This window comes from Pseudomonas mosselii, from assembly GCF_005796105.1.
In the GTDB taxonomy this organism is placed as follows: domain Bacteria; phylum Pseudomonadota; class Gammaproteobacteria; order Pseudomonadales; family Pseudomonadaceae; genus Aquipseudomonas; species Aquipseudomonas mosselii_C.
In genome coordinates, this window is the sequence record NZ_VAUO01000001.1 from 616,327 (window position 1) to 641,735 (window position 25,409).

The window sequence follows — 25,409 nt, forward strand, 5'->3', positions numbered from 1 at the left end:
TATGGCATACCCGCCCTGAAGGCCTGGTTCAGCGTGCGGAGTCAGAGGCAACCGCGTTACCGGTGAAGAAGTTTTCCGCCTTGCGCGGCACAACCGAGTAACGCTCCCCATTGAGCCCTTGCACCACGCTGTACGTGCCCGCTTGCAGGTTGTAAATCACGACCGGTTTGACCACGACGGCGGGAATCGATGGCACCACGAAAGGCAGTGCCTGATTGACGCGCCAGAGCTTACCTTGAGCGTCATAGCCATCAGCCAAGGCAATAGTCCAGCTGTCCTCATCGATGTAGAAGCGACGCTTCGGTACAGCATGACGCTTACCGGGCGCGACGGTTGCCTCAACTTCCCATACGCGGTGCAGTTCCCAGCGCATTTTCTCTGGATTGAGGACATCCTTGGTGTTGACCTCTTCAGGCTTGAGCGAGTGGAAATTGTTGAGGTTGTACGGGATGTACATTTCTTTCTTTCCGATCAACTTCCAATCGTAGCGATCTGGATGACCGATGAAGCCATGCACCTCGTCAAAGTAGTTGGCACCGGATGCCACGAAGTCTGGCGTGTCGTAACCTACCGTTGGTGCACGCCGAACGCGGCGCTGGCCGACCAGATATTGCCAGGCGTCCCGTGGGCTTGCGGCGTTGATGCTGTCATGAGTGACCAGTGATTCACCGGCTTTGAAGGGTGGTTCATTGGTGAGGAAGCGCAGCAGCACATATTGCCCTGACCATTTATCAGCAGTCCCATCCTTGTAGTAGTAGGGGTATTGCCAGTTCTCCACCCCTCGACTGGCCATCGTGCGAGAACCGTCCGCATTGCCGATGGTGTTGCGGTAGCCCATCTCGATGGACTCGGCCTCGACACGCAGGAGGAAGTTCCAGATCAGCTCACTGCCGGATTTCGGAATCGGGAACGGGATGCCTCCGTAGCAGCCTTTCACCGAAAGACCGTTCTCTGTCAGCTGGCAACGCGTGGCGTTGGCTTGGGTGTTGTCATAGACCCATTGTGGGGCTGCGGCAGTGCGGTGCGTCGGGTAGACATCCAGGAAGAAGCTATTCGGATACTTCTTCAGCAAAGCCTGGGTGCCTTCACTGAGTTTGTTGGCGTACTGCCCTGCATTGGCTGCGGTGATGCGCAGCACTGGCTTTTCGCCTGGGAACAGGTCGGCTGGCACATCACCGAATTTGGCACCTGATACTTCCTTGGTGATGCCGCCACTCCAGGCGGGGATGCTCCCATCGGCATTGCCCGCTCGTTCTGCCCCCAGCGGAGTGAGAGAGCTTTTCAGCGTTTCGGCTTCTTGAGGCGAGACGGCAGCGAGTACGTGGCTGACCGCAAGGCTGGCAGCAAGAGCGGTCATCAACAAAACCTGTCTTTTCATTTTATTGTTCTCCGGGAATCAGAAGGTGCGCTGGATCGAGAAGGCAATGAAGTCCCTGTCCTTCATGGTTTGCTCGAAGGAGTAGTTGTTGTCCGGGCCGATGATGGGGCCGCCATCGCCGAAGAAATTGGTGTAGCTGAGGGATGCATACCATTGCTTCTGGTAGTCGGCTTTGAGGGCAAGGGTGATGTCGCCGCCATGTTCTGGTGAGAACGCTTGGGGTGTTACCGAGGAGCGACCATACGGTGTGTAGCCAACGGTGATCGGCATCTGCACATCGACGCCAGGCATCACTTGGAAGTACTGAGGTTCGAAGGTGAAACGCAGGGAATAGGCGTCGCGAGTGGTGTTCGGATCGAGGTTCTGAGCGTTCTTCTTCACCTTGAGGCGACGGTTAAAGGCAACTTCGCCTACCAAAGACGCGCCGTCCCACAGCGCCGAGCCTCCGTATACGTTGACCATCGACAGCTGAGCATGGAGTGAGTCGCCGATCGGATAGAGCGGATTGCTGTTGTTGTCTGCGGTCATGTCACCGGTGACGACCACTCCGCCATTCGGGGCAAGAGGGGTGTCGACACGCATGGAGATTTCACCCGCGACGTTGGCTTCCCCTACGAGGGTACTGAAGCTTGCGCCGTACACCTTGATGTCTTCGGGATAGACATTCACGAAGGTGCCGTCACCGCCCAGGAAGGTGGGGCGGAAATACCAGACAGGCGTTTTGTCGTGATAGCGCGCCGCATAAAGGCCGAACTCCCAATCGTCGAGAGCAAAGCGGATCTGGGCACCGAACTGGCCGGAGTCTTTGGCGTCGATGTCATGGCCGTGTAACAGGGGCCCTCCAGCAAAGAAGACACGCTCGGCACCTTCACCCACAAAATCGCCTGCGCTGAAGTAGCTCCCTGAACCAGGAAGACGCGTTTTGTTCCATTCGAACTGATAGTAAGCACCCACGCTAACGGTGTCGGTGAGCTGCCAGTTGAAGGAGAACTGCTCGGTGGGAAGGAGAATTTCCTTGAACTGCGAGCCCGGCACCGATTGCAACTTCACGAGGTCAACAGTGCTCTGTGCGTTGGCGATACCGTTGGCGCCGAAGAAGAGGCTTTCACCATAAATCTGGTTGAACTGCCCCAAGCGTGCCGAGAGGCGAGTCGAGCCGATGTCCCGTGCGCCATACACAAAGGCATCGAGGATCTCGGCATCCCGGCCATGAAGGTCGCGGGTCTTATCCGTGAATTCGTTGTAGTCAACGCTCACCGGGTTGGCAGTGGCGGGCGAGTTGTTGTCGTTCTTCTCGTTGTAGATCGTGTCGTACCAGGCTGCGCCGCTGAGGCGGGCGCCGACATCGCCGTACTTGATGTCCAACTCGGAAAGTAAGTCAAAGCGGTTGGAAATCAGCCCGGTGCTGAAGTTGCGGTCACCGTCATCCTTGTTCGGGTTCGGTGAGGATGCCATCACGTTGTCGGCGCGTTCGTTCAGGCGCCAAGCATTGCTGTACTTGATGGTGTTGTCCCAGCTGGTTTTGAGGCCCTCGACTCCGGTGTCGAACTGGAAAGCCATGACCTCTGCCGAACACAATGCCAGGGCGATGCTGAGTGTGCTGGCCTTAGCGCCATGACGGGCAAGAAGCTGTGTAGTTGGACGGCGTTGCTTTGTGTTCATGGATACCTCTTCTGCATTCTTGTTGTTATTACAGGGGGCTCCATCCGTAGAGACGGATGCTGTGCTTGGCAGCTCTATTGGCTCTCCTTAGATCTGGTGTTGGGCGGGGCTGAACAGCCAATTGCCTCACTGCCGGCAGCTGCGATCTGTTCATCGAACTGGGCCTTCACGCCACTGGCAGCTATTCCTCCAAGGCATTGATCGCCCTGCAGAAGTGGTAGTCCGCCAATCATTGGGATGACTCCGGCCAGTGAGGCAATGCCGTACACCCCGCTGCTCAACATCTCGGCGAAGAAACGGGTAGGGCGCTGGGTAATCGCAGCACTGCGGGCTTTATCAATGGCGATTTGAGCTGACGAGACACTCGCGCCGGCCAACCTGCGGAAGGCCAACAAGTGTCCGCCGTCATCGACAACCGCAACAGATACCTTCCAGTCATGTCGGGCCGCTTCAGCAATGGCTGCATCGAGCAACGTGCTGATTTCGTCGGGATCGAGGGTTTTTCGGCTATGCATTTTTAGCCTCTATCTTTGTGCATTATTTTTGTTATTTTGCTTTATGTGCTGCTTTATGCACAAAAATAGGTTGCCGACCACGAGGAAGTCAAGGAAAAAACGACAGCTCCTCTTCAATGGCAAATCCCTCGAACGGCATAGGAAGAAAAACAAGATGAAATCTGTGTCTCTCTCACCCCGGCGCTTGTCGATAGGAGCCCTGTTGGCACTGGGTTTTGGCCTGTTGTGTGGCTTGAGCGTGCTGCTGGCGTGCTTTGCATTTTCAAGCCTGCAGGCTGTTTTCAAAGGGGAGGATCAGCTGGAGAGCATCGCTGGAGTGCATGCAGGGATTCTGGACATTCGAATCCTGGAGAAGAGCTATCGGTTAGAGGCCACTGGAGGTGCCGTCGACAAGGTGCATCGCTTGGTCAACGAGATTCCTCAGCAGGTGTCGACGTTGGAGCAGCTTGAGCAGCCACTTGTAGTGGCGAGCAAACAATATCTGACGCAGTTCGAGCGCTTGGTCGCGGCGCGTGGTCGTTTGGAACAAGCGCAGAAAGCCATGGGGGTTGAGGCCGGTGAGGTGCGCATAGCGTTTGAAACCGTCGAGCAAGATTTGACTGAGGCTTTGATGCAGGAAAGTAGCGAGATGTTGGCAGCGTTGGTACTCGCGGAGAATGCCACGGCGCTCATGCGTAAGCTGCTATCTCTGCGCATCGCTGAATGGTCTTACAGTCAGTCATTGACAGAGGCGGACTATGAGCAATGGGTACTGCTGCTCAGTGATCTTCGATCTGCTGCCCAGGCCCTGGCTGGTGGAGCAGCTACACAACAGCGAGCCGCATTAGATTTAGCGCTTGGCTCCTTGGAGCGATATCGTGTTGCTTTTGAGGCGTATCACACCAGCTACCTTGCCCACCTCGAGTCCGAACTGGAGATGGATCGAATTGCTGAGCAGATGCTGGCTGTGTCTGAAGAAATGCGACGCCAGGTTTCCGACCGTCAGCAGGCACTCAAGCAAAATGCCTACGCCAAGCTCATTCAGATGGCTGCGTTAGTGTTGGTACTCGGCATTGCAACAGCCTGGGGTATACGCAGGCGAATCATCCTCTCCCTACGCGCTACTGCTGAGCAGGTTGAGCATTTTGCCGCCGGTAGATTGGACGCTTCCATCCATGATGATTGCGGTGATGAGCTTGCCGTCGTTTTGCGCGCCATACGGCAGATGGGCGAAAGCCTCAATGGTGTCGTCAGTCGGATTGAGGAGGGCGCTAGTGGACTTGGAAGGGTTTGCGCTGAACTGGATCAGATGACACGTGAAGTTGCTAGTAGTGCCGAGCAGCAGGTGCAAGACACAAATCGTGCGTTCAATGCGATGGAAATGATGGGCGTTAGCTTGACCCGTGTTGTCGGACTGACGGGGGATGCGTCATCTGCTGCGGGGTTGGCCAGCAAAGGCAGCGAGGTTGGTGGGGAGGAGGTTGAGGCAGCAGTTGGTCAGATCGACCAGCTAGACAAACTTGTTCACGCAACTGGGCAGGAAATGCGATCGTTGGACGCTCGTGCTGTGAGTATTGGACGAGTGCTCCAGGTCGTGCAGTCGCTTGCTGAGCAGACCAATTTGCTTGCCTTGAACGCTGCAATCGAGGCCGCCAGGGCGGGGGAGATGGGGCGTGGTTTCTCTGTCGTGGCGGAGGAGGTGCGATGCCTGGCTGCACGTACCCAGAGTGCAGCCGCGGAAATCGCCGGAATGATCAAGACGTTGCAATGTGACAGCAAGAGTTTGCTCAGTCGGGTGGAGCGAGTTGGCGAAGAGTCTGCGCGTGTTCGCGATTTTTCATTCAGAGCGGGGCTGGCACTCCGAGGCGTAACGACTGAGGTCTCGACCATCCATCAGATGAACCTCGATATTGCAGGCGCTACGCAGGCTCAGAGTGAAATGGTTAGTGAGGTAGGGCTGTGTATTCTCGAGGTTCGGGCATCGGCACTGGCGAGTCAAAACCGCACGCATCGCCTACGCGGTGCCTCTCGGGAGTTAGAAGACCTGGCCGGGCAATTGCGTGAGGGTCTGTCATTCTTCACTCTGAAATAGGTGCGAGAAATTGCACAAATCATACTTTGTGCATAAAATATAAAAGCATGCAACATCCATGGAAACCGTGAAATGCAAAATCAACAAGGCGGATCCCTTATTGAGGTCGCCCTGCAGCAGATGAAAAAGTCGATCATCTGCTGTGAGTTGGCTCCTGGTGAAAAGCTCAAGGTAGCAGAGCTGTCCCTGAGCTATGGACTGAGCAGTTCCCCGATTCGAGAGGCGCTGAATCGTCTGGCTCAGGAAGGCATCGTCGAGGCAAGCGAGAACAAAGGATTTCGCGTTGCGCGTTTGTCTGTTGACGATTTTCAGCAAATTACCCAGCTGCGTCGTTTACTGGAGTGTGAGGCGCTTGCCGAGGCTATTCGCCATGGTGATGATGCTTGGGAAGCTGATGTTCTTGGAGCTTTCCATCGGCTGAAGGTCGTCGAAAAGCGTCTTGGAAGCGTTTCAGTGGCCCTTGATGATGATTGGTCTGAGCGTCACAAGGCATTTCACTTTGCTCTTTTTTCGGCTTGTCCTTCGGACATGATGCTGCGGTTGATCGACTCGTTGTTCGACCAGGCCGAACGTTACCGTCGTTTCTCAGCCTTGCATCGAAGTGTGGAGCGCCATAAGGGCGATGAGCATCAGCAACTGATTGATGCCGTTCTGTCACGCGATATCAACGCCTCTGTTGAGCTACTCGGTAATCACATTGGTGGAACACTCAAGCATGTCACTGACGTGCTTCGTCAGCAGCATTCGACGCTCCAGTAGTACCAAGGGCTCCCTACCTCACAATGGTGGGGAGCCCCAGATTTAGTCCTATTCAGACCTGCAAGGTGGTCGGCGCACCGACCACCTGATCCCATTCAACTACGAAGTTTGCCGAAGCAGTCCTGGATGAGGTGTACGGCTTCCTCGAGCGTTGAAGCACCACCGTATACGTAGTGATCGGGACGTATTAAAACAACGTCGCATCCACTCCGCTGCAGCCAGGCCGCAAGCACGCCATCATGCTCTCGATATTGATAGTGTACCGTCGGGGTAGTGCTCAACTGCACGATGCTCGTTGGCAGTTGTACTCCGCGTAACGCATCATCAAACGCCGCAAGCAATGCCTCTGTTGCCTTAAATCCTTCGGCAATCACCAACCGTATGCTTTGCCCGGTGAAACGATCCAGTAGGTCTTCCTGCTGGTCAAAGGTTGTTACTCTCGGTTGAGGGAAGAGCCCCCCTGCGGGCTTGTGTGAGCCAATGAAGCCATTCTCAAGCCCTGGTATCAGAGACTGGCGGATAGTACCCCCTGGGGATTCTTGAACCGCAGCAAGTAATCGGGCATCCCGTTCAGAGGCTCTAACCGGATCGCGTTCGCAGATCGTCTGTCCAAACTCCTTGGCGACTTCGGTTGTACGTTTTACGTGTGGGGCGCGTTCACTCTGGTACGTGTCCAGCAGTTTGGTCGATGCGATTCCGCGCTTTACGAATGCCAATTTCCAGATCAGGTTCATGGCATCGCGCAAACCTTGACACATGCCCTGTGCAAGGAAGGGGGGAGTCATGTGGGCAGCGTCGCCGAGGAAAAAGATGTTACCGACTCTCCAGCGCTCAAGGATGAGTGCATGGAACCGGTAGGTGGAAGCTCGCCAGATCTGATAATCCTCAGCAGGTAGCCAGCGTGAAATCAGACGCTGGATGGACTCCGGGCTTATGATCTCGGCAGGTGACTCATCCTCGTTGATCATGAACTCCCAGCGCCGATGCCGTCCTGGGCCTACCACGAAGGTGCTGGGGCGTTCAGTCTCACAGTATTGAACATTGGTTTCGGGAAGAAAGTTACCTGCGCCTTCATTCAGGATTACGTCCACAACCAGCCAAGGTTCGTCGAATGCCAGATCCTCCATGTTCAGTTGGAGATTCGTGCGAATAGGACTGGTGCCCCCATCGCAGGCCAGGAGGTAACTGGCGGTTGCACGACTTACTGCCCCTGCAGAGTCGCGGTAGCTAACAGTGACACCTGCTTCTGCAGAATCGACGTTGAACACTTCCCGGCCAAGAAGGACATCGACGTGGCTCTGTGAGTGGAGATTTCTACGCAGCGCGCGTTCCAGCGGCGGTTGTGAAAACACGTAGTTGGGGGCCCACCCAAGTAAGAACGGAGGCTGGGAGGCGTTGATGTGCTTGATCAGTTTTGCGTCGGCGTTGAGGTAATGGGAGGCGCGGTAAGGCATCACATGCGCGGCTATCGAATCGGCAAGACCAATGTTGTCGAAGGTGCGCATGGCTTCGTGATCCAACCCCATGGCGCGAGGGTTTTGATACACGGTGTCACTTTTGTCGAGAACCAGTGTCCGTAGTCCCCATTGACCAGCAAGGTTGGCAGCAGTGACGCCTACCGGGCCTAACCCGACGATAATCAGGTCATATTCCATAGATGTTCTCCATCTTTCTTGTTGTGTGACCAAGCTGTGGCTTCAGACCTGTGTATTTCCTTACGGGTGAAATACCACCCTGTCTGTCAATGCAGAAGGGTCAGGTTTTCCAGCTACTGACTGGATCCCGCATCAGAGTCCATCAACGTGATGTTTCTGAATGTGCATCTAGCCAAAAGGATGTGCGACCGTTTCGGGTCGCACGATGGCTGCTTACCAACTCACGCGTTGCTGAGCGATACGTTGGCGGGTTGACTCCATCCATTCCTCACGGGTCTGGAAACCTGGACGCCTTCTGCACATGGCTTCAGTCGTGGCAAGAATTTGCTCGGTACTTTGCTCCAGATCCAGCGGCTCGCGGCAGGGCTGATTGGTGTAGAAGGGGGCGTCCACATACATCTCGATGGGGTTACCCTCCGGATCTTTGAAATACATCGACCAGGCATTGCCATGGTCGACCTGGTCGATCGGGCCCAGGTCATTCTCTTTGGCAAAAACGTAGAATGCCTTGAGGTCATCCAGAGTATCCAGAAGGAAGGACAGCTGGTTGATCGGGTTGAATGGTAGGTTGGTTGGCTTGCCATCGAAGAGCACCAGCTGGTGATGCACCTCTGGATTCTGGGTCATGAAAAACAAGCGGTGGCCAGTCGAGGCCACACCTTTGTCACTGACAACGAATCCCAGTTTGCTGCAATAGAACTCAACCATATTGTCCAGGTCGCTGCAAAACGTACCAGTGTGGGTGAAGTTGATGCGGGGCAGGGTGGCCATGGGCGTTTTCCTAATGTTGTGCTTGTTCGAGGATGGATGGCTCAGGCTTCGTCAATCACTGGATTACGCAGGGTACCGATCTGGCTGATCGTCACTTCAAAGATATCCCCTGGCTTGAGGAAAATCGGCGGGTTTCGCTTGAAACCAATACCGCTCGGTGTCCCTGTAGCCAAAATGTCGCCAGGGTTCCAGTCCAGAGCTTGGGAGACATAGGAAATGAGATGCGGAATGTCAAAAGCCAACTCGGACAGGTTGCCTTCTTGCATCTGCTCCCCGTTGAGAATGCCGCGAATCTGCAAGTCGCGGTAATCGGCAATTTCATCTGCGGTTACCAGCCATGGGCCGAGTGCGCCGGTGAAGCGGAAAGTCTTACCCATGCCGTATTGGTGGGTGTGGAACTGCCAATCACGCACGCTTGCGTCGTTGAAGCAGGTGTATCCCGCGACATGCTCCATCGCGTTTTCCGGTGCGATGTGAGATCCACCCTTGCCAATGACCACTGCCAGTTCTGCTTCGAAGTCGAACTCCTCCGACACCTTTGGGCGCACAAGAGGTGCGTCATGTGCCTGCAGGGTCTCGGCAAAGCGCTGGAAGATCACGGGGTGCTGCCCAACCTTACGTCCTGCTTCCTCTGCATGAGCCACGTAGTTAATGCCCACGCAGATAATCTTGCCTGGAGCAGGGATGACTGGGCTCAGTGTCAGATCTGCAAGAACAAGCTCACCTTCTGAAGCTGCGGCCAGCTTTTTGGCCTGCGCAAGCTTGCCAGGGGAAGCGATCAAGCTCGCCAAATCCGGGACATCGGCTAAGTAACTGCTCAGGTCTACGACTCGATCGCCAACGACAGCGCCGTACCCGGGCCGGTTGTTGAGGTGGAAGGAAACGAGCTTCATGGTGTGACCTCTCTGTTGTTTTGTGCATAAAACATAATTTCTTGCACAATAAAGCGCAAGGTGCATAATGCAAACACGCCAACAAAAATTATTTCCGGCGTCCAGTAGGAGAGCGAGCAATGGCATTGGTGAAAGTCCGCAAGATCAAGCTGGATATCGAAGATGTCCTTCATGAGCGAGGCCCTGTGGCGGTTGAGCCTTTGAGAGTCGCAGTGGCCACTGCGGTCATCGAAAACCCTTACGCTGGGCGCTATGAAGAGGATCTGCTGCCTTTCATGGCGGAACTGCGTGGGTTGGGTACCGAACTCTCGCAACGCCTGGTCGATGCACTGGGCGGCGCAGACAAGGTTCAAGCGTATGGCAAAGCCGCCATCGTGGGAGAGGATGGTGAGCTTGAGCACGGCGCGGTCTGGCATGAGGCTGGAGGCTGGGCCATGCGGGCATTGCTGGGTGAGCCCAAGGCCATCGTTCCTGCCGCAAAAACCATTGGTGGCCCGGGTTGCAGGCTCATGATGCCTCTAGGTCACATTCATGCTGCTTATGTGCGTAGCCATTTCGGTGTTGCTGAGGTCACGCTCTGGGATGGCCCGCGTCGCAATGAAATCGCGTTCAGCTTGGCAATGTCCACGGGAGGGCGCATCCATGCCCGCCTGGGCGGATTGGCGGCTGCTGATGTAAGAGGCGAAGACGGACTTCGCTGATCGAAAGTATTCTTCGTCCGCATACCGGTGCGGGCTAGCTGCAAAAACAATAACAAGAGCTGGAGTACAAGATGACGACAAAAATGATGCGCGCCGCACGTATGTATGAGGGCGGCAAACCGATGCAGATCGAGCAGGTTCCGGTTCCCACCATCCGTCCGACTGAGGTACTGGTGCGAGTCAAGGCCTGCGGCATCGTGCCAAACCTGCATAACATCCTGACCAACTGGAAAACGTGGTTTCCTCATCTGCCCCTGCCACAGTTGCCCGCTATTTTTGGTCTGGATCCGACAGGTATCGTTGAAACGGTGGGTGAGCAGGTCTACGACTTCAAACCTGGTGATCGTGTCTATGTGAACCCAGCTCGCTACTGTGGATCGTGCCGTGCCTGCCGCGCGGGCAACTCCACGGGGTGCACTGCGTACACCTTCAACGGTTACTTTGGCTTCACTGCGCGTAGTCCGAGGATGTTTGAGGACTATCCCTACGGTGGGCTGTGTGAGTTCATGCCCGCACCGCAATACAGCCTGGTCAAAATTCCCGACAACATGGCATTCGAAACTGCGGCTCGACTTGGATACCTGGGGACAGCCTATCGGGCCTTGCTCAAAGCCAATGTGGGGCCGAGCAGTACCATTCTGATCAATGGAATCAGCGGCACACTTGGCCTCGGCGCAGTAGCGTTGGCGCTAGCCATGGGGGTGCGGCGTATTTTGGGGACGGCACGGAACGAGTCCCTATTCCAGCGCGTGAAAGACCTCGCTGCCCCAGGTCGTATCCAGATTCATACGTTGGGTGAAGGCAGCACTGCGCAGTGGGTAAACGAGGTGACTCATGGGGAAGGGTTGGATGTCGTGATCGATGCCCTTGGCCCTGGTGCTCCTGCAGAAAGCCTCATCGACGCACTTAACGGTCTTCACCGTGGCGGCCACCTGGTCAACATTGGTGCGGTGGCGGGGCCTGTCCCGTTGGATTTGCACTGGCTTATGGATAACGACATTCAGGTCAGCGGGTCTGCCTGGTTCACCACAGGACAAGGCCAGGCAATGGCGGATATGGTGGAGTCTGGTGCACTTGACTTGTCCTTCTTCGAGCACAGCGTGTTCGCACTTGACCAGGTGAATGATGCCATCAGCGGAATTGAAAACCGCAACGGTGGCTTTGGCAACTACGTCATCTGTCCTTGAACCATCCTGCTGGATGGTGTGTGGCATAGCACCATCCAGGCTTTACTGCGCTGGATGTTGGAGATCTTTGAATGCAAGTACGAAGAATCGTAACGGGACACGATGAGCATGGTCGTTCAGTGTTCCTATCAGATGCTGATGCACCCCGTGCAAAAAACTTTCAAGACTTACCGGGCTACGGCATCGCCCAATTGTGGGCGACGCAACCTAGAGGCGAAAGTGACGCCGATCTCACCACTGCGGGCGGCTCCCTTATCCCAGGGCCTGGTGGCACGTCGCTTTTGATGGTCAGCTTGCCTCCAGATGCAGTCATGGCGGCACCGATCAATCCTGAGAGAGCTCTGGCTGAAATGCGCGAGTCCATGCCGGGGCTTATCGATGTTTTTGAGTCTGATGATCCTGCGATGCACCGGTCGCCGACTTTGGATTACGGCATCTTGCTCGAGGGTGAGTTGTGGCTTGAGCTCGACAACGGTGAGCAGCGCCTCCTGCGCGCGGGTGATGTGATCATCCAGCAAGGCACTCGTCATGCCTGGCGTAACCGCTCCGAGAGGCCAGCTAAGGCACTCTTTTTCATGCTGGGGGCTGTGGAAACTGCACGCTAGTCGTCTAGACCTCACACGCTTGATCATCAGACGCTGAAACAAGGAGTGAGTATGAAGCTTTGCCAGTTTGTCGGGCTTTGCGGAAGCCTCAGAAAGCAATCTGCACACGAGCAGATTTTGCGCACCATGGCGCAAGAGCTTCTGCCGTCAGATACCCATCTGGCTCTGTTCAGGTTGCATGAAATACCGCCCTACAACGAGGATCTGGAAGGGGCTGCGACGCCAGCTGCTGTGCTTGAGCTCAGGCAATCCGTGAACGCTGCAGACGGTGTAGTCATCGGGTCTCCTGAATACAACCATGGCATGTCAGGCGTGTTGAAGAATGCGCTTGATTGGCTGTCGAGGCCCCATGGCAAGTCAGTGCTGGCCGCCAAACCGGTTCTGACATTCACTGCTTCGCCCGCTTTCACTGGTGGGGTGCGCGCCCAGCAGCAGTTGAACGAGACCTTGTGGGCTATTCCAGCCGACTTGGCGCGTTATCCTCAGATCGTGATCGGTTCTGTCCAAAGCAAGATGTCTGATGGACGCTTGGTGGATGAGCCAAGTAGGGAGTACGTTCGGGCAGGATTAAAGGTCTTGAGACAAATGGTGCGTGTAGCCGAGTGAACCCGTGGATGGGGAATCAACTTCGAGGCAATCGTGGCCGGGTGGCGCACGGGATGAACGTGTGCCCACCGATGGTGGAAGCACGCTGTTTGAGACACTTTTTTTGCTAGCTCAGATCTGTCTTGGACGGTGTCGACTGCTTTTGCTTAGGGAAACTCCGAACAAGTTGCTCATCAGTCGAAAATGGGCGGCTTAGGGATGCCGAAAAGCCCGATTTCCAGCCGCTGATTATTGGATGACCAAGGCAAAGCCTTGGTTTTCTGTCCTCACGGGCGCACCTCTCCCGCAGCAGGCAACAATTGCCGGCGCACCATCCACAGATTCGACAGCGCAAACAGCGTGGTCAGTTGCGCCGTGTTCTTGGCCAAGCCGCGAAAACGAGTCTTTACATAGCCGAACTGGCGTTTGATCACCCGGAACGGGTGCTCCACCTTCGCACGCACTTGCGCCTTGGCCTTTTCGATCTTGCGCTTGGCTTTGTAAAGCACGCTGCGTTTGCTCAAGTGCGTGTAGGTGCTGCGTCGCGCAGCAATCTGCCAGATCAATGACCGCCCTTCATGCTCTGGCCTTTTTTCAACGCCGGTGTAGCCCGCGTCGGCACAGAAGACGTTCTCTGCGCCATGCAGCAGTTCTGCAACCTCCGTTACGTCGGCCACGTTCGCGGCGGTGCCATGAACGTGATGCACCAGACCCGATTCAGCATCCGCGCCGATGTGGGCCTTCATGCCGAAATAGTACTGGTTGCCCTTCTTCGTTTGATGCATTTCAGGATCATGCTTGCCTTCCTTGTTCTTGGTCGAACTGCCGACTCAGATAGCTGGCATGACGCTGAAACTGGTAATGCTGATTGGATTTTCGTCGATGGCTGGTTTGATCGGCGGAGGTGGGCTGGGTGACCTCGCATTGAGGTACGGTTACCAAAGGTTCAACAACGAAGTGATGATCTCCACGGTGGTTGTGCTAGTCATCCTTGTTCAGAGCGTACAAAGCGTGGGCGACAATCTCATACGCTCACTTGACGTTAAGTGAGTGCTGCTGTTGACCGCAGGTTCGAGCATAACCTCCGGAGCTACTGGCAACTCGTCGTCGAGCATGAACTAAGGCACCCCAGGTACAGCGGCAGCTACCGACCTTGAGACTGACTTGGTTGGTAGCGGCCACATCCCGCCTTGCACGGCGCTGGATTCAAGCCACATCCAAACCGATCAGCTTTTCCTGTGGCAATGCCTTGCCCGCTGTACGAACGATTCGATAAACCCTGACGAGTTCGGGGTCAGTCAGGCTCTCAAGGAAGGCAAGCTTTCCCGCGACCTGCTTCTGGTAACGACGCTCGGTGTTGATCTCAACCATCAGTTGATTGAGGCATTCGTCTGAAGGCGCAAGGTATCGTGAGAAGCCGGGTAGGGTGGCCGCGATGCAAAGGCCCTCAGGATCATAATCAGTGAAAGCCACAACTGGCAGCTTCAGCTCCGCCAGCAACGCCTGGCTACTGTCAGTCTTGTAGCTGCCTGGCGCACCTCGAAATACCACTAGCGGATTACCAGGCAATCGCTCAAGTAGAGGCGTTTCGTGGGTAAGCTCAAAGTTTTCCCAGTTCTCGATGAGCAACACGCTGTCGTGCGTGCAGTGTTCAACCACCCACTGGCGGTCGAGATCCAGGCTGGCACCAGGCGGGAGGTGGATCGGAGCCGGGCCTAGCAATAATGGTCGGCCGGGTAGGGCCTTCACGGCTACACGCTTGCCACGCAGGCGTTTGGTGGTGAGTTTCTCATCACCGCCTTTCTTCAGCGCTCCATGGCGTGACTCACCCTCCCACGCATCAAGCGATTGGTATGGGTTGACCTTGGCCTCGTTCTGAAGGTAGGTAGCGATCTTCGCCTTGTGGGTTTGACTGAATCGCCAAACAGATCCAACGCGTTGACCAACGCCGTAATCCTCACAGAAATCATTGAGCATTTTGCTAGGGCGAAAGTCTTGCTCCTCTGATTGGAAGATAGACAGGAGCTTCTTGGTGAGGGCTAGCGTTGGCATAGCAGCACATCCTCGATAATCACGTTTCCGCTGAGCTTATCGTCCTCAGTCTTGGCAACGTTTTGTATGGACAGCCGCCTGATGATCTTGGCGTTGGCATTGATCTGTTTCTCGACAAGCGTGAGGAAGCACATCATGCACGACTCCTGATCCAACACCTTGGTTTCCTCGGCCTGTATGAAGTACCCAGCAGCCGAAATCGGGGTGGGGGATTTGGCAGCCTCATTGAGAAGGCGCTGACTGACCACTACAAGTGGCGAGCCTTTGATGAGCGCCGCTTTTGGTGGCGCTTCATCGACCGGTGTACCGGGTTTTCTGGTTTTGACGGGAACAGCCACCGCCTTTTCAATGCTCTTGGCGATATCGACCAATGAGTCTCTGATGTTTTGTGCGCCCAAGTCAGGCACCAGCTGAATCTTCAGGGGCTCGTGATGGTAGGCCCATTCCGGAATCTCAGGATACTCATCTGGAGATCGCACCTCGTACTCAGGATGCTTCTGAAGATAGAGTTGCAGCGCACGAATGCGACGCGCGCGAGGGGCAACCGTCCTGATTTTGTAGAGATAGGTCTTAAGCACATGGATGATGTCGACTGTCCTGGAGCGCCACTCTGAAAGCTTGTCCAAAATGTGGCTCTGATACAGAACCTCCAGGGGCTCGCGCTCCTGTGGCGTCAGCTCGTCAAGGATAGCCTCGCCATCGAACATAGTCAGGGCCTTGAGGATCCGCTCAAGCTGGTTGAGATAGTGCTCGGTCTGCTTTTCCTTCTCCTTATAGGTCGTAACGTTGCCGAAATTGTTCTCTGCCGCTGTGCGGACATGGAGGAGGAAATCATTCATGGCCTCCGCCATCTCGTACAGGGTCGCATCGATATCACCCTGAATGAGCAGTGAGTCTTCGATGCGATTCTGTAGGCAGGCGTCGGTGTAGTCGTCCATCAGTTTGATGAGACGGGCCATCTGCTCACCGAAGTCGGCCGAGATATCGTAATTCCGAGCACGATGGGTTGCTTCGTTCAGCAGGCGATTGAGGGTAGGCGAGAGCCGGTAGGTGTTCTCAACTGCGGCGTTGATACGCACTGCTCTGATCTGCTGAAGCTTCGTCAGCGCTCGAGCATTCTCATCATCCCGGGTGATATACCCGGCCGAATACATCTGCGCGATCAACCTGCGGTTTTTGTGCAAGAGCTCAAGATGACTGGCCACCGACTCTTCGAGTGTGCTCATGACTCGGATCTCTTGTCGTACTCGCTATCTTCTTCAGAGATCTCGTCGTGCAGCATGAGGTACTCGATAGCTTCCATCAGCCACTCGATGCGGCCAGTGAACATGAATATCTCGGACTCAGGATTGACGAGGAGCAGGTACCCTTCATTCTGGAAACGCTTGACGATCTTGTTCAGGCGCTCCCGATCGGAGCCATCCTTCGTGTTGATGTCGATCGTCGTCTGTCGCAGCTGCAGATATAGACTGGGATTCTCAGAGATCCTGGCCATCATTTGATTGAGGTTCAGAACCTGGCCTGCAGCTACAGACTCATCATCCCCAGTGATGCGCATCACCAGTTCAAGGAAAGACACCATAGGACGCAGGACATTTTTTACCTCTGTGAAGCGCTTTTTCGCATCTTTTTTCCCCTCCACGTCGATGTCAGCGTGTGCGGCAAAGAATGCACCGCCGTCTCGCGTTGTCGTCAACCTGAGGTCTATGCGCCTGAGGTACTGATCAACGTCGCCCTGGTTGACCGAGTTGGCCAGGAACTGATGGCCTTCGTAGTCGGTAATCTGGCAGATGAAGCCGCCCTCCATGAGCGCAGTCGCTACCCGCGCAAAAGTGGTCATTCGCCGTCCTCCCAGGCAAGCTCAAGCTCACCGTCATCGGTTGCGTCGTTTTCCAGGGCGAGTTCGCAATGCACCAAGCGTCGTTCCGCATCCAATTTGTACTTGTGTTCAAACAGCATCAGCGTCTCAGCGTCAGGATCGGGGAAAGCGGTGCACAGAGTGATTCTGTTTTGGCCTAGGTAGTTGCAGAGCGACACGATGTTCTCAGCATCAATCGCCTTGAGCTCATCGACGCACCAGGTCAGCTGTACAGGAGCGTTGCCCCGAACCTTACCAATGAACCCCAAGAACAGGATGATGAGCACTAGGTAACTCAGCCCGTTCGAAGAGATGTTTTCGAGCTCAGCGCGATTGCGGAACTGCCGGAAGTTACCTTGTTCCCGCACGGAGCCGCGGATACTGACCAACGATTTGAATTGAGCATTGATGCCGCGATTGCCATCCCAGATCGCGAGCAACGCGTTGAGATGGGCAACGGCATCCACGCTAGGCAGTCTGTCCTCCTGCGTCCATTCCTCTCGGTCATTGGTGATTTTGTTGATCACAGACCAATAGTCGAGCTCTTCAACACCCGAGTAGATGGAGATCTTCAGCTCGGAGAGGTTGTCGAACACTGCCGAGCTGTGCTCCAGATGCTCTTGCAGGGACGTATTGAAGCTGGAGAGCTTTTTGTTGAAGGTCTGCAGCTCACGGTGAAGGCCTTGGATTTCGCCGAAAATGGTTTTGGCATCTGCGACCAGAAGCCGTCGGCTCTTATCATGCTCAGTTGCGAACCAGTCCTCGACAACGCGAAGCGTCACGCGGGCATCGACATCCTCACCAGTTTCAGTGCGGATGTTGTGGAGGCGATCTTGGAAGTAGGTCGACGGGGCAGCAAGGGGTACCTCGTTGAAAGCAGTTCGCATTCTTGAGGTAAGCTTGCGCAGTTGAGCTTCTGCTTCCGAAATTTGTTGCTGGAACGTGAGCATAGCTGCGCGCAGAGAGCTGGCTTCCCAGGCGCTGTCATAGGCTTGGTGACGACTGGTGGGCTCGTACAGCTTCAGCCTGTCATCAAGGCAGCTGGCAACGATGACCAATTGGCTCTCAATGGCTGAGATGGCTGTACGACACTCTTTGATGGCCGCGTTTACCAGTTCACGCTTTCGTAGCCAGGTCTCAGTCTCTTCCTTGACTAGCAAGGTGTCTCGGGCGAAGTCTGCCTGCTTCTGCACTTTTTTGGCCTGAAGCTCAGGAATCTGCGGGAGCATCTGGCTTTTCCAGACTTGCCACGTGGATAAGAGCTCGCTCCACGACTGGATATCTTTGAGCGTTTTCAACAGATCCGCACGCCGGTTTTCAAGCTCGGTGATGACGTCGACGTCTGCACCTTCGCCCGCAAGCTCTTTCTTCTGTTGTTCAAGGAAGAATTTGATACTCTCGTCGCGCGTCCGCTTGTGCGCATCGACACCAGCTTGTATCTCGCGAACCGCCGAGTTCAGTCGTGCTTCGTCCTCCGAGATCTGCTGCCTAAATTGCTCGGTGAGAGCCACTTTCTTGCTTGCAATGCGCTGATTGAGGTCGGTGTGAGCCTGTTGTGCATGTCCGTGGAGGCGTTCGCACTCAACCAGTTGAGCTTGGGCAAGCTCAAGAGCTTGAGCAATAGCCTGGCTCAGTTGCTCGTTGAGCTCATCGATATCTCTCTCCAAACCCTGGGCAGATGATCTGGCCTTCGTCAGGCTGGAGCGAGCCAGCGCGAGCTCTTCAGTCGCGGCTTTGATCGACTTGCGCAATTCAAACTGCTCATGAACAGCACGTTCAAGCTGAGCCTCGAAAGCTTCTAGCGCTTGGTTCGCGTCTTCAAGTTTTTCGTGAAGCTTCGACTCGTCCGCCTCTTCAGTGGCCTCAACAAACTCCAGCTCCAGGGCGATCCCGTAGAGGCTCTCAGACATCGCTGTCAGTTGGGGGTGCATATCGTTGCGGTATAGGAGCGCAGGGTTGATGACTCTCGCTATGTTTTCTGACCAATCTGGCCGATTGGCTCGCAGAAACGCGAGGAGGCTATCCTGATCAGGGGTATGAGCTTGTTGGATCTCTGCAATCAGGCCTTTCTGTTTCTCGATAGATTCCTTGATCGCTTTGATCGTCAGATCATGCCTGGCCGACCGATCTTGAAGGTCGTCGACAGAACGCTGCTGGTCACCGACTAACGTCTGCGCGGTTAGGATGACCTTGTTCGCATCCCTGATCTCGAGATTTTTGTTGTCGATCCTGGCTCGAATTGATGGGTCAACCGGTGGGTTTGCCACGAGCACTTGAGCACGTACCAGATCACCATGACGTTGTTGCGCCTCGCGCACCAACCGCTGGAGTTCATCGGCAGATGAGTCGTCCACCACCTTCAGTGCATCTCTATAGGCGGCCTCGATCCTGGACTGAGCCTCGCGGGCTTCTTCCCTGAGGTTGTCAGCCTTCTGGATGGCTACAGCGTGAAATTCGTTATGAAGCCGGTTCTCCTCATTGATCTGCTGCTCGTACTTTGCCTTGACCTCCTGAGCAGCCCCTAGAGCCAGATTAAGCTTGTTGCCAACGCTTCGGAGTTCGTCTTCAAAAACGGCTTTCTGGGCGGTGCGAGCGCGCTTATCCTCAACGCCCTTCCTTTCGTAGTCCAGCCTGGCGGCCTCAATTTCCTTGAGATTACGATCACATGAATCGATCTCAAACTGCGCACTATGGATGGCCTGGGTCAATGCCAAAGCGCGCTCGTCGTGGGCGGCGGTCTCTTCGTCGAGATAAGTTTGCTTCAGCAATTGCTCGCTTTCGCGCTGAGCTTTTGTGAACTGAAGGTGGTCTTGAAGGTAGATGAATTTTTCCTTTACCTCTCGAATAGCATCTTCAGCAGATTCCAGTTCAGATCGCTGTGCCCGAGCGGTTTCGACCAGCGGTGTGATGTTCTTGATGCTTTGGTAGGCGTTGTAATCTCGAGGCCAATTCTCTACGCGCTTGCGCTCTGTTTGGATACCGGCAGAAGGTTTGCCTTCGAAAACCCAGTCCGCCACCACCTGCTGCAGGTCATCAAAATTGGCCTTTCGAGAGAACATACCCTTGGTGAGCTTCTCAAGATGCCGCAAAGGACGGTTGTAGGTAGTGAATCCGTACATGTCCGACATCCCAAGCAGATAGCGCCTGTGCGTAGGGTCTACGTGCGGCGGTTGCCATCCCTGGATGATTGCTCTGTAGTCGATGTACGTATCCACCAGCTTTTCAGCATGGGGGATTTTCAGGTGGATCAGGCGCTGGCGGAACTCCTTATTGAGTACAAACTGGCCGTCATCGGTCACGAACATATCCCGTCGGAAATGGCTGTTCACGAACCTGAAACGGATCTTGTCGGCGGTAGAGTTGCTGAGCACGACCACGAGTCGGCGGGTACCATCCGGACGCTCATACTCGTACACGAGGTAGGAGGTCTGGTTCGGCAGGTAGTAGTCGATGAACGAATCCTTACCTTGCGAAACCACGTCGCGTGGTTCAACGCCGGCGAAGAGCAGCGCCAAAGAGAGGAGGGAGGTTTTGCCTCGGCCGTTGCGCCCGGTCAGCGCCGTGCCACCATCAATACCCATCGTCTGAACTCTCCCACGGGAAAGCGAATCGATGAGATGGATGTTCATCAGTCGGAAGAGCGCCTCCGGCGCGTTCTGCGGCGGTTCAATTTGCTCCTGGGCCGGCAGTGGCGGCTCCTCGGCCATTACGTCCTCTGGTACCAGAAGGTCGAGACCAGCGTTATGTGTTTCAATATTCATCGCAACTCCTTTGCTTTACCCAGGGCCAGCCAGCACCAAGCGAATCCACACGGGTGGACGGGCGTGTGGATGGCTACCAGGTTAGGGAATGTATAAACGTGGACGAGCAGCGAGTGGGCCTTCCCATCTGACGGCAAGTGGCGCTCACTGGCGAGCTCATTGAGGGCCTCAAGGCGCTTTGGAGGGATTCGCGGCCCCTGCCTTAGTCGCGGCCTTTGCTTTTTTCGTCTTGGTTGACGCACCTGATGTAGGTGGAATCTTCTCGATCAGCTCTTTACCGATCTTCATACCCGTGCGCCGGAGTCGGTCACAGGCCGCCATGAAGCTGACTTTGCTGAAGAAAGGGATTCCCAAAGAGCCGCCTTTATAGGGTGGCCGCATGATTCCGTAGACCACGGTGTAAGCAGCGCGATCGATCTCCTGTTTACGTCCGTCAGGAAGCGATCCGGTGAATGCTCCGCCGCCGGGAGTCGCTGCCACCGTGTCTCTCAGCTTTTTGCGAAACTTACTGTCCGCCACGAAAGCTTCGGCACTGACGACGCCCTGCATCCACAGGTGACTGATCGGGCCCGAAGAGCCGCCATCTTTCAGGTGGATGAAGATCTTGTCGTTGGAATAGAAGTCGCAGGGCTCAAGGTTGCCCGAAGTGACACCCTCGGGGTTGATTTTGGTGCGGTCTAGCTTGATCAGATCGGGGCGTGTGACAGTGATGTCTGCAATCAGCTCTTCTTCGTTCAGGCATGAGGTTCGACCGATGATGCTGAAATCCGGAATGCTATCGAAATGCTTGTCGACTAAATCCTTGAAGGTCGCGGAAATTTCGTACCATTTGCCTGCAAATAGCACGTAGTGCGTCCGAGTCGGCTTGGTTAGCGTGTACTCCCAGTTCAGACAGTCATAAATCTTCCAGCCAATCGGTTCGCCAGACCTTTTGCTCACGGAACGCACCCGATGCGAGGACTTCATGACGTCCATAGTTTGGGTGCAGGTGAGCCGATTAAGCTCGTCCACGTAATCGGTGATGGATAGCTTGGTGAACTCGCTTTTGCGGCTACCAAAACCGGTGTACCCCAGTTCCGCGCCCTCTTGGTAATCAAGGATCTCTGGAGGGGACATGTGCAATAGGCTGTTGGCGCCTCCGCGGATCGCACTAATCTCGCTATAGAGCTGCCGATCCAGGATCTTCAACCGCTCAGAACGGGTCTCCTCCCTGACGTTGTCAAACCAGGCGTAATCGCGCTTGTAGGCGACTGACTTATAAGCCTTCAGAATTTCCGTGCACTTATCGTGAAACTCGGAAGGAGCCAGCGGCGCGTCCAGGCTTAGCGCGTCTTTGCCGGCAACAAACTTGGCAAATCCATCGTCACTGGGCTGACCGCCCGCCACCCTGGCTAAGTCTCGCAGTGTATCCATACCAAACTGGCTGAAATCCGAGAGTTTGCTAGCTTGTATCCGCTTCTGAAATGTCACTGCGTCGGGCGTGGCGAGATCAAGGCTAAGTAAGCTACCCCGCGGGACAGTGTTGAGCGCCACCTTCAGTCCAAATTGGTGAACGAAGGCATCTTCCTCCAGTGCGAGGTGGGCATAGCCAAAACAAAGGGCCATCCAGCGGTTTTGTACGTATAAAAAGAGGATGGCTGCGGAACCACTGGAGTGCAGGTTTCCGAGAGGATCGGAGATGTGAGGCTCGAGCAGGGCCAGCCATTCAGGGGTTCGGTCATACACCTGGCCGGAATAGAGAATACCCTCTCCACCACCGTCCCAATCCTGACCCTTCAACGCCTTAGCGCCACCGGGCCGGTACTTCGGGCTGAGCCCGTCCTCTGGATCCAGGTTAGGCCTCAACAGCCGTACCGTGATCGAGTTTACGCCGCTCCTACCCATCACCAACCCTCAGCAAAAGTCTGTCCTAGATATGTTAAATCCAGTTTGTAAACGGTGTGATGTCATATTGCAATGATTAATGATGCGGGCGCGGGTCGTGCCCGCGCTTTCCAATGGTTAAGCAGCCCGAACCATGGCCATGGAGGCAAAATCGGCGCAGATGCCTACTCTTGCCTTGAGCGGAGCACACCTATAACACCTCAACCAGGGGCAGCACTGATGGCAGCGCTGGCGCTGATGGATGTGCTAAGGATTGCGGCCGGCAGCGGTGTTGTCACCGCGCTCGTTACTGCAGGAATTACATGGGCCAAGAAAGATCGGCAAGAAAAGGCCCAATGCCGCTTGGAGGCGGAAATCGATGCCATTCACCTCGTGACGAGACTCGATGCTTTAGCGATATGTTGCGCTAACAATTACTGGGCGTTTCATAGCTACTGGGATCAGGTGCGTGGCTCAGAGCATGAGAGGGATTTATGATGCGTGAAACCCACGCTAGAGCTTGAGCCCGAAAAGCTCTCAAAAATCGATCGCCATATCACGTGCCGAATAGCCTGGCTGGAAAACAACATCGGACTGGGCTCGGATGGCATCCGAGCGCGGTGGGAAGCCTACTTGGACTCGGACGAAGCGTTGGAGGCTGATGCCGACCTAGTAGGTCACTTCGGACATGAGGCGCTGCTGATCTCCCGTTCCCTGCGCAAAATGTACAAGCTCAAGTTCCAAGGCATGCAATGGGGAATGCCTACCATCGAAAAACAGCTTGCCGAATGTTCAGAGAGGTCAAAGCTATTTTTCAAGGAGTAGGGGTAGCTGGAGCTTGGAGCTAGCCCGGCACGACGCATCTCGTTAAATTGTTTAGAATCGCTGTCTAGCCTGTCAATCATTACCTAAGGAAGAAATCTATGTCGCGCCTGGCTGAATTCCGCAAGCTGGAACAGAATCTTGCCGCTCAACTGGCCGAGCTGGAAGCCTTGAAGGGGAGCGCCGAGCTCCAGAAAGAAATCCAATTTGAGAATAAATTGCGCGAGCTGCTCGCAACTTATGGCTTCAGCCTGCGAGACATCATCAATATTCTCGACCCGGGCGCAGCATTGCGTGTACCTTCAGTCGCAGCACCCTTGAAAGCTAGCCGCAAAGCCCGTGATGTTAAGGTTTACCGCAACCCGAACAACGGCGAAATCATCGAAACCAAGGGTGGCAACCACAAACTGCTAAAGCAGTGGAAAGCTGAGTTTGGTGCTGACGTTGTCGAGTCCTGGGCATCTAAACAAGGCTGATCCAGGGTTACTGGCTTGCAGGGAGCTGCACATGGCTCAACCTGTCTAGAACGCTGGAATTGCTCAAAAATTCCAATCCGGGGAGAGGGGTGCCGTTCTTCTCTCTTAGGATCGTTGCTGGCGCTTTATGCCTCGCGATGAAGTATTCGTTGCGGCCCAATCACAGGCAATTCTGCTTCTTCGCCGAGCTCGACTTGAGTTGATTTGAGCGCTGCAGAGCATTGCTATTCAGGGAATGACAGCTCCGCCTGGCCAGAGACTTGCGCGCTCCGCTCTGTGCTCGACTTCCTATAGGCTCGTAGCAGAGCGGGCATCGCAAGTGTTGCATTGCCCGGTAGCGCCAAGCGGCGTCGCTCTCCATCCTGCAGTAGCTCCTGCAACTCATCACGGAGTTTCAGAACCAAATTCCCAACAGGTTCCCCGGCTCGCTCGCTCAGCGTCGAAGCAAGTAGAGTGAGGGGGCTTAGGTTCAGATGCTCACTGAGCTGGTCAAGTTTATCGAGTGAGATGCTCGACTTGCCTGATTCCAACTTTGACAAATAGGTGCGACTGGTGACTTCGCTCAGTTGCCTCTGGGTGAGGTTCCTTTTACTACGGATTCCACGCAGCACGTTTGCAAAGGATTCCTTGAGCGTCATAAGCCATCCCACTTCCAGGTTTTAACTTCTAAGGGTTGATTGAGGCGTCAGCATGCCGCTGGAGATGCTGTCAGTCTTGGGCTCACACTTCGAGCTTCCTGATTAGCCCGCCGAACTGCTGCGCTGGTTCCACATAGCGAAGAGCAGATTTCATGTCGCTCCAGCCGACGTATTCCATCAGCGTCTTGATATCCCAACCTGAACTTGATGCCCAAGTGGCGAATCCGCGTCGTATAGAGTGTGCACTGTACATCTGAGACGGCAGGCCGCAGCGCTCCAGAATGTCTCGGAGCAGCGGAATCAAGCTATGCGCAGCAAGCGGGCGATCGCTGATGTTCCCCCAGCGATCGATTCCCCGGAATACACCGCCGCGGGTTAGACCGGCAGCCTCAATCCAGTTCAGGTATGCCTCCACCGGACAAAGCTTGCTAAGCGATGGAGTTCTGTACTCCCGCCCGACGTTCTGTCGGTCTCCCTTACTGGATCCCAGGTAGAACCGAATGCCTACATAGCGTTCGGCATGCGTGTTCTCTATCGTCAGTCTGGACAACTCATCTCCGCGAAAGCCCCTCCAGAAGCCGATGGTAAGGATGGCAATGTCGCGGGTCGCTTTCAGCATGGTGGCCATGTTGCCGGCTGCTCTTGCCCGTGCAACCTCATCCTGAAGGTGAGCCACTGCCTTCTCGAGCTGTAGCAGAGGGAGGGGAGCTGCTTGTTTCTGCTGTACCGGGTGCAGTGCCCGGATGCCCTTCAGTAACTGCCTGACTTTGGGCGCCTTGGTGGGATCTGGGAATCCATTGCTTTGGTGCCAATTAGCGAGCGCAGCCAGGCGCTGCCTGAGCGTGCTAATTGCCAATTGGTCAGCGTACTCGGCGATGTATCGCACCACTGACTCGGTGGTGGTGGGCAGGAAGCCGCCCCAGGTCACTTCGAAATGGGAGAGGGCGGCTGCATAGCTCTTCGACGTGTTCTGCCGGACGCTCGCCTCTAGGTACTTATCTGCCTTGCTGACCTCTTCAACCACGCGACTTCCCCGCATCGAGCCTTCGATGGCTCTCATCCGCCACCCGTACCGCTTTTCAGGCCATTTTACCCCTCATCTGCGCCATGACAAGCGATAATGCTCGATTATGTCTTATCAAATATAAGTCTTTTTC

General features: G+C 55.2%; 22 protein-coding genes and 2 pseudogenes. 10 read left to right on the forward strand and 14 right to left on the reverse strand.

Annotation, left to right across the window (positions count from 1 at the left end; genetic code table 11):
• Window positions 1-28: 28 nt before the first annotated feature.
• The 3 genes from FEM01_RS02885 to FEM01_RS02895 form a co-directional block, all read right to left on the reverse strand.
• On the reverse strand, window positions 29-1,378 hold the full coding sequence (locus tag FEM01_RS02885) for a DUF1329 domain-containing protein (protein WP_138217767.1): 1,350 nt from the start codon (window positions 1,376-1,378) through the stop codon (window positions 29-31).
• A gap of 18 nt (window positions 1,379-1,396) precedes the next feature.
• Window positions 1,397-3,040 (reverse strand): DUF1302 domain-containing protein, encoded by a 1,644-nt coding sequence (locus tag FEM01_RS02890; protein WP_138217768.1) that lies wholly within the window; start codon window positions 3,038-3,040, stop codon window positions 1,397-1,399.
• A 74-nt stretch (window positions 3,041-3,114) separates the two neighbouring features.
• Window positions 3,115-3,555: a GlcG/HbpS family heme-binding protein gene (locus FEM01_RS02895; protein ID WP_138217769.1), complete on the reverse strand. Its 441-nt coding sequence runs from the start codon at window positions 3,553-3,555 to the stop codon at window positions 3,115-3,117.
• A 1,363-nt stretch (window positions 3,556-4,918) separates the two neighbouring features.
• On the opposite strand from FEM01_RS02895, the gene FEM01_RS24605 reads away from it, so the two are divergent.
• Together FEM01_RS24605 and FEM01_RS02905 are read left to right on the forward strand one after the other, a co-directional pair.
• On the forward strand, window positions 4,919-5,626 hold the full coding sequence (locus tag FEM01_RS24605) for a methyl-accepting chemotaxis protein (RefSeq protein ID WP_431188551.1): 708 nt from the start codon (window positions 4,919-4,921) through the stop codon (window positions 5,624-5,626).
• A 72-nt stretch (window positions 5,627-5,698) separates the two neighbouring features.
• Window positions 5,699-6,385 carry a GntR family transcriptional regulator gene (locus tag FEM01_RS02905; RefSeq protein WP_119370466.1) on the forward strand — a complete coding sequence of 229 codons (687 nt, stop codon included), beginning with the start codon at window positions 5,699-5,701 and terminating at the stop codon, window positions 6,383-6,385.
• 95 nt (window positions 6,386-6,480) lie between these two features.
• On the opposite strand, the gene FEM01_RS02910 is transcribed toward FEM01_RS02905, so the two are convergent.
• The 3 genes from FEM01_RS02910 to FEM01_RS02920 form a co-directional block, all read right to left on the reverse strand.
• Complete coding sequence (locus tag FEM01_RS02910) at window positions 6,481-8,040, reverse strand: bifunctional 3-(3-hydroxy-phenyl)propionate/3-hydroxycinnamic acid hydroxylase (protein ID WP_138217771.1); 1,560 nt, start codon at window positions 8,038-8,040, stop codon at window positions 6,481-6,483.
• 213 nt (window positions 8,041-8,253) lie between these two features.
• The gene (locus tag FEM01_RS02915; protein ID WP_121161470.1) at window positions 8,254-8,811 is read right to left on the reverse strand and encodes a VOC family protein; all 558 of its coding nucleotides are present in this window, start codon (window positions 8,809-8,811) and stop codon (window positions 8,254-8,256) included.
• 41 nt (window positions 8,812-8,852) lie between these two features.
• Window positions 8,853-9,704: a fumarylacetoacetate hydrolase family protein gene (locus FEM01_RS02920; RefSeq protein WP_119370463.1), complete on the reverse strand. Its 852-nt coding sequence runs from the start codon at window positions 9,702-9,704 to the stop codon at window positions 8,853-8,855.
• Between the two features lie 119 nt (window positions 9,705-9,823).
• Between FEM01_RS02920 and FEM01_RS02925 the strand changes: the two genes are divergently transcribed.
• The 4 genes from FEM01_RS02925 (at window position 9,824) to FEM01_RS02940 (ending at window position 12,803) form a co-directional block, all read left to right on the forward strand.
• The gene (locus tag FEM01_RS02925; RefSeq protein WP_138217772.1) at window positions 9,824-10,405 is read left to right on the forward strand and encodes an amino acid synthesis family protein; all 582 of its coding nucleotides are present in this window, start codon (window positions 9,824-9,826) and stop codon (window positions 10,403-10,405) included.
• Between the two features lie 71 nt (window positions 10,406-10,476).
• Window positions 10,477-11,592: an alcohol dehydrogenase catalytic domain-containing protein gene (locus FEM01_RS02930; RefSeq protein WP_138217773.1), complete on the forward strand. Its 1,116-nt coding sequence runs from the start codon at window positions 10,477-10,479 to the stop codon at window positions 11,590-11,592.
• Window positions 11,593-11,663: 71 nt separating this feature from the next.
• Window positions 11,664-12,197 (forward strand): cupin domain-containing protein, encoded by a 534-nt coding sequence (locus FEM01_RS02935; RefSeq protein ID WP_138217774.1) that lies wholly within the window; start codon window positions 11,664-11,666, stop codon window positions 12,195-12,197.
• 51 nt (window positions 12,198-12,248) lie between these two features.
• Window positions 12,249-12,803 (forward strand): NADPH-dependent FMN reductase, encoded by a 555-nt coding sequence (locus FEM01_RS02940; protein ID WP_138217775.1) that lies wholly within the window; start codon window positions 12,249-12,251, stop codon window positions 12,801-12,803.
• 266 nt (window positions 12,804-13,069) lie between these two features.
• Here FEM01_RS02940 and FEM01_RS02945 read toward each other — a convergent pair.
• A pseudogene (locus FEM01_RS02945) lies at window positions 13,070-13,606 on the reverse strand (IS5 family transposase); the annotation flags it as partial.
• On the opposite strand from FEM01_RS02945, the pseudogene FEM01_RS02950 reads away from it, so the two are divergent.
• Window positions 13,605-13,832 (forward strand): annotated as a pseudogene (locus FEM01_RS02950) (metal ABC transporter permease); the annotation flags it as partial. The pseudogenes FEM01_RS02945 and FEM01_RS02950 sit on opposite strands and share 2 nt — an antisense overlap.
• 156 nt (window positions 13,833-13,988) lie before the next feature.
• Here FEM01_RS02950 and FEM01_RS02955 read toward each other — a convergent pair.
• The 5 genes from FEM01_RS02955 to FEM01_RS02975 form a co-directional block, all read right to left on the reverse strand.
• Window positions 13,989-14,834 (reverse strand): DUF7281 domain-containing protein, encoded by an 846-nt coding sequence (locus FEM01_RS02955; protein WP_138217776.1) that lies wholly within the window; start codon window positions 14,832-14,834, stop codon window positions 13,989-13,991.
• Entirely contained in the window at window positions 14,822-16,060 is a 1,239-nt protein-coding gene (locus FEM01_RS02960) for a hypothetical protein (protein WP_138217777.1), read from the reverse strand. The genes FEM01_RS02955 and FEM01_RS02960 overlap by 13 nt, the downstream gene beginning before the upstream one ends.
• Window positions 16,057-16,674 (reverse strand): condensin complex protein MksE, encoded by a 618-nt coding sequence (locus tag FEM01_RS02965; protein WP_138217778.1) that lies wholly within the window; start codon window positions 16,672-16,674, stop codon window positions 16,057-16,059. The genes FEM01_RS02960 and FEM01_RS02965 overlap by 4 nt, the downstream gene beginning before the upstream one ends.
• On the reverse strand, window positions 16,671-20,453 hold the full coding sequence (locus tag FEM01_RS02970; protein WP_138217779.1) for an ATP-binding protein: 3,783 nt from the start codon (window positions 20,451-20,453) through the stop codon (window positions 16,671-16,673). Before FEM01_RS02970 ends, FEM01_RS02965 begins: the two co-directional genes overlap by 4 nt.
• A gap of 168 nt (window positions 20,454-20,621) precedes the next feature.
• The gene (locus FEM01_RS02975) at window positions 20,622-22,337 is read right to left on the reverse strand and encodes a DUF6119 family protein (protein ID WP_138217780.1); all 1,716 of its coding nucleotides are present in this window, start codon (window positions 22,335-22,337) and stop codon (window positions 20,622-20,624) included.
• 219 nt (window positions 22,338-22,556) lie between these two features.
• Here FEM01_RS02975 and FEM01_RS02980 point away from each other — a divergent pair, with 219 nt between their 5' ends.
• The 3 genes from FEM01_RS02980 (at window position 22,557) to FEM01_RS02990 (ending at window position 23,614) form a co-directional block, all read left to right on the forward strand.
• On the forward strand, window positions 22,557-22,814 hold the full coding sequence (locus tag FEM01_RS02980) for a hypothetical protein (RefSeq protein ID WP_138217781.1): 258 nt from the start codon (window positions 22,557-22,559) through the stop codon (window positions 22,812-22,814).
• A 3-nt stretch (window positions 22,815-22,817) separates the two neighbouring features.
• The gene (locus FEM01_RS02985) at window positions 22,818-23,141 is read left to right on the forward strand and encodes a hypothetical protein (RefSeq protein ID WP_138217782.1); all 324 of its coding nucleotides are present in this window, start codon (window positions 22,818-22,820) and stop codon (window positions 23,139-23,141) included.
• A gap of 98 nt (window positions 23,142-23,239) precedes the next feature.
• Window positions 23,240-23,614, forward strand: a complete 375-nt coding sequence (locus FEM01_RS02990) for a histone-like nucleoid-structuring protein, MvaT/MvaU family (protein ID WP_138217783.1) — start codon at window positions 23,240-23,242, stop codon at window positions 23,612-23,614.
• A gap of 224 nt (window positions 23,615-23,838) precedes the next feature.
• Here the strand turns inward: FEM01_RS02990 and FEM01_RS02995 are convergent, their stop codons facing one another.
• Together FEM01_RS02995 and FEM01_RS03000 are read right to left on the reverse strand one after the other, a co-directional pair.
• Complete coding sequence (locus FEM01_RS02995; RefSeq protein ID WP_138217784.1) at window positions 23,839-24,252, reverse strand: helix-turn-helix domain-containing protein; 414 nt, start codon at window positions 24,250-24,252, stop codon at window positions 23,839-23,841.
• An 82-nt stretch (window positions 24,253-24,334) separates the two neighbouring features.
• Window positions 24,335-25,312, reverse strand: a complete 978-nt coding sequence (locus tag FEM01_RS03000; protein ID WP_138217785.1) for a tyrosine-type recombinase/integrase — start codon at window positions 25,310-25,312, stop codon at window positions 24,335-24,337.
• Window positions 25,313-25,409 lie beyond the last annotated feature (97 nt).

What these genes read in the sequence shown, in the direction of transcription:
- FEM01_RS02980 (WP_138217781.1), top strand. Translation starts at nt 22,557, where the DNA reads ATGGCAGCGCTGGCGCTGATGGATGTGCTAAGGATTGCGGCCGGCAGC.
- FEM01_RS02885 (WP_138217767.1), bottom strand. Translation starts at nt 1,378, where the DNA reads ATGAAAAGACAGGTTTTGTTGATGACCGCTCTTGCTGCCAGCCTTGCG.
- FEM01_RS02925 (WP_138217772.1), top strand. Translation starts at nt 9,824, where the DNA reads ATGGCATTGGTGAAAGTCCGCAAGATCAAGCTGGATATCGAAGATGTC.
- FEM01_RS02975 (WP_138217780.1), bottom strand. Translation starts at nt 22,337, where the DNA reads ATGGGTAGGAGCGGCGTAAACTCGATCACGGTACGGCTGTTGAGGCCT.
- FEM01_RS02895 (WP_138217769.1), bottom strand. Translation starts at nt 3,555, where the DNA reads ATGCATAGCCGAAAAACCCTCGATCCCGACGAAATCAGCACGTTGCTC.
- FEM01_RS02935 (WP_138217774.1), top strand. Translation starts at nt 11,664, where the DNA reads ATGCAAGTACGAAGAATCGTAACGGGACACGATGAGCATGGTCGTTCA.
- FEM01_RS02905 (WP_119370466.1), top strand. Translation starts at nt 5,699, where the DNA reads ATGCAAAATCAACAAGGCGGATCCCTTATTGAGGTCGCCCTGCAGCAG.
- FEM01_RS02940 (WP_138217775.1), top strand. Translation starts at nt 12,249, where the DNA reads ATGAAGCTTTGCCAGTTTGTCGGGCTTTGCGGAAGCCTCAGAAAGCAA.
- FEM01_RS02930 (WP_138217773.1), top strand. Translation starts at nt 10,477, where the DNA reads ATGACGACAAAAATGATGCGCGCCGCACGTATGTATGAGGGCGGCAAA.
- FEM01_RS02965 (WP_138217778.1), bottom strand. Translation starts at nt 16,674, where the DNA reads ATGACCACTTTTGCGCGGGTAGCGACTGCGCTCATGGAGGGCGGCTTC.
- FEM01_RS02955 (WP_138217776.1), bottom strand. Translation starts at nt 14,834, where the DNA reads ATGCCAACGCTAGCCCTCACCAAGAAGCTCCTGTCTATCTTCCAATCA.
- FEM01_RS02990 (WP_138217783.1), top strand. Translation starts at nt 23,240, where the DNA reads ATGTCGCGCCTGGCTGAATTCCGCAAGCTGGAACAGAATCTTGCCGCT.
- FEM01_RS24605 (WP_431188551.1), top strand. Translation starts at nt 4,919, where the DNA reads ATGGGCGTTAGCTTGACCCGTGTTGTCGGACTGACGGGGGATGCGTCA.
- FEM01_RS02970 (WP_138217779.1), bottom strand. Translation starts at nt 20,453, where the DNA reads ATGAATATTGAAACACATAACGCTGGTCTCGACCTTCTGGTACCAGAG.
- FEM01_RS03000 (WP_138217785.1), bottom strand. Translation starts at nt 25,312, where the DNA reads ATGAGAGCCATCGAAGGCTCGATGCGGGGAAGTCGCGTGGTTGAAGAG.
- FEM01_RS02995 (WP_138217784.1), bottom strand. Translation starts at nt 24,252, where the DNA reads ATGACGCTCAAGGAATCCTTTGCAAACGTGCTGCGTGGAATCCGTAGT.
- FEM01_RS02915 (WP_121161470.1), bottom strand. Translation starts at nt 8,811, where the DNA reads ATGGCCACCCTGCCCCGCATCAACTTCACCCACACTGGTACGTTTTGC.
- FEM01_RS02910 (WP_138217771.1), bottom strand. Translation starts at nt 8,040, where the DNA reads ATGGAATATGACCTGATTATCGTCGGGTTAGGCCCGGTAGGCGTCACT.
- FEM01_RS02890 (WP_138217768.1), bottom strand. Translation starts at nt 3,040, where the DNA reads ATGAACACAAAGCAACGCCGTCCAACTACACAGCTTCTTGCCCGTCAT.
- FEM01_RS02920 (WP_119370463.1), bottom strand. Translation starts at nt 9,704, where the DNA reads ATGAAGCTCGTTTCCTTCCACCTCAACAACCGGCCCGGGTACGGCGCT.
- FEM01_RS02960 (WP_138217777.1), bottom strand. Translation starts at nt 16,060, where the DNA reads ATGAGCACACTCGAAGAGTCGGTGGCCAGTCATCTTGAGCTCTTGCAC.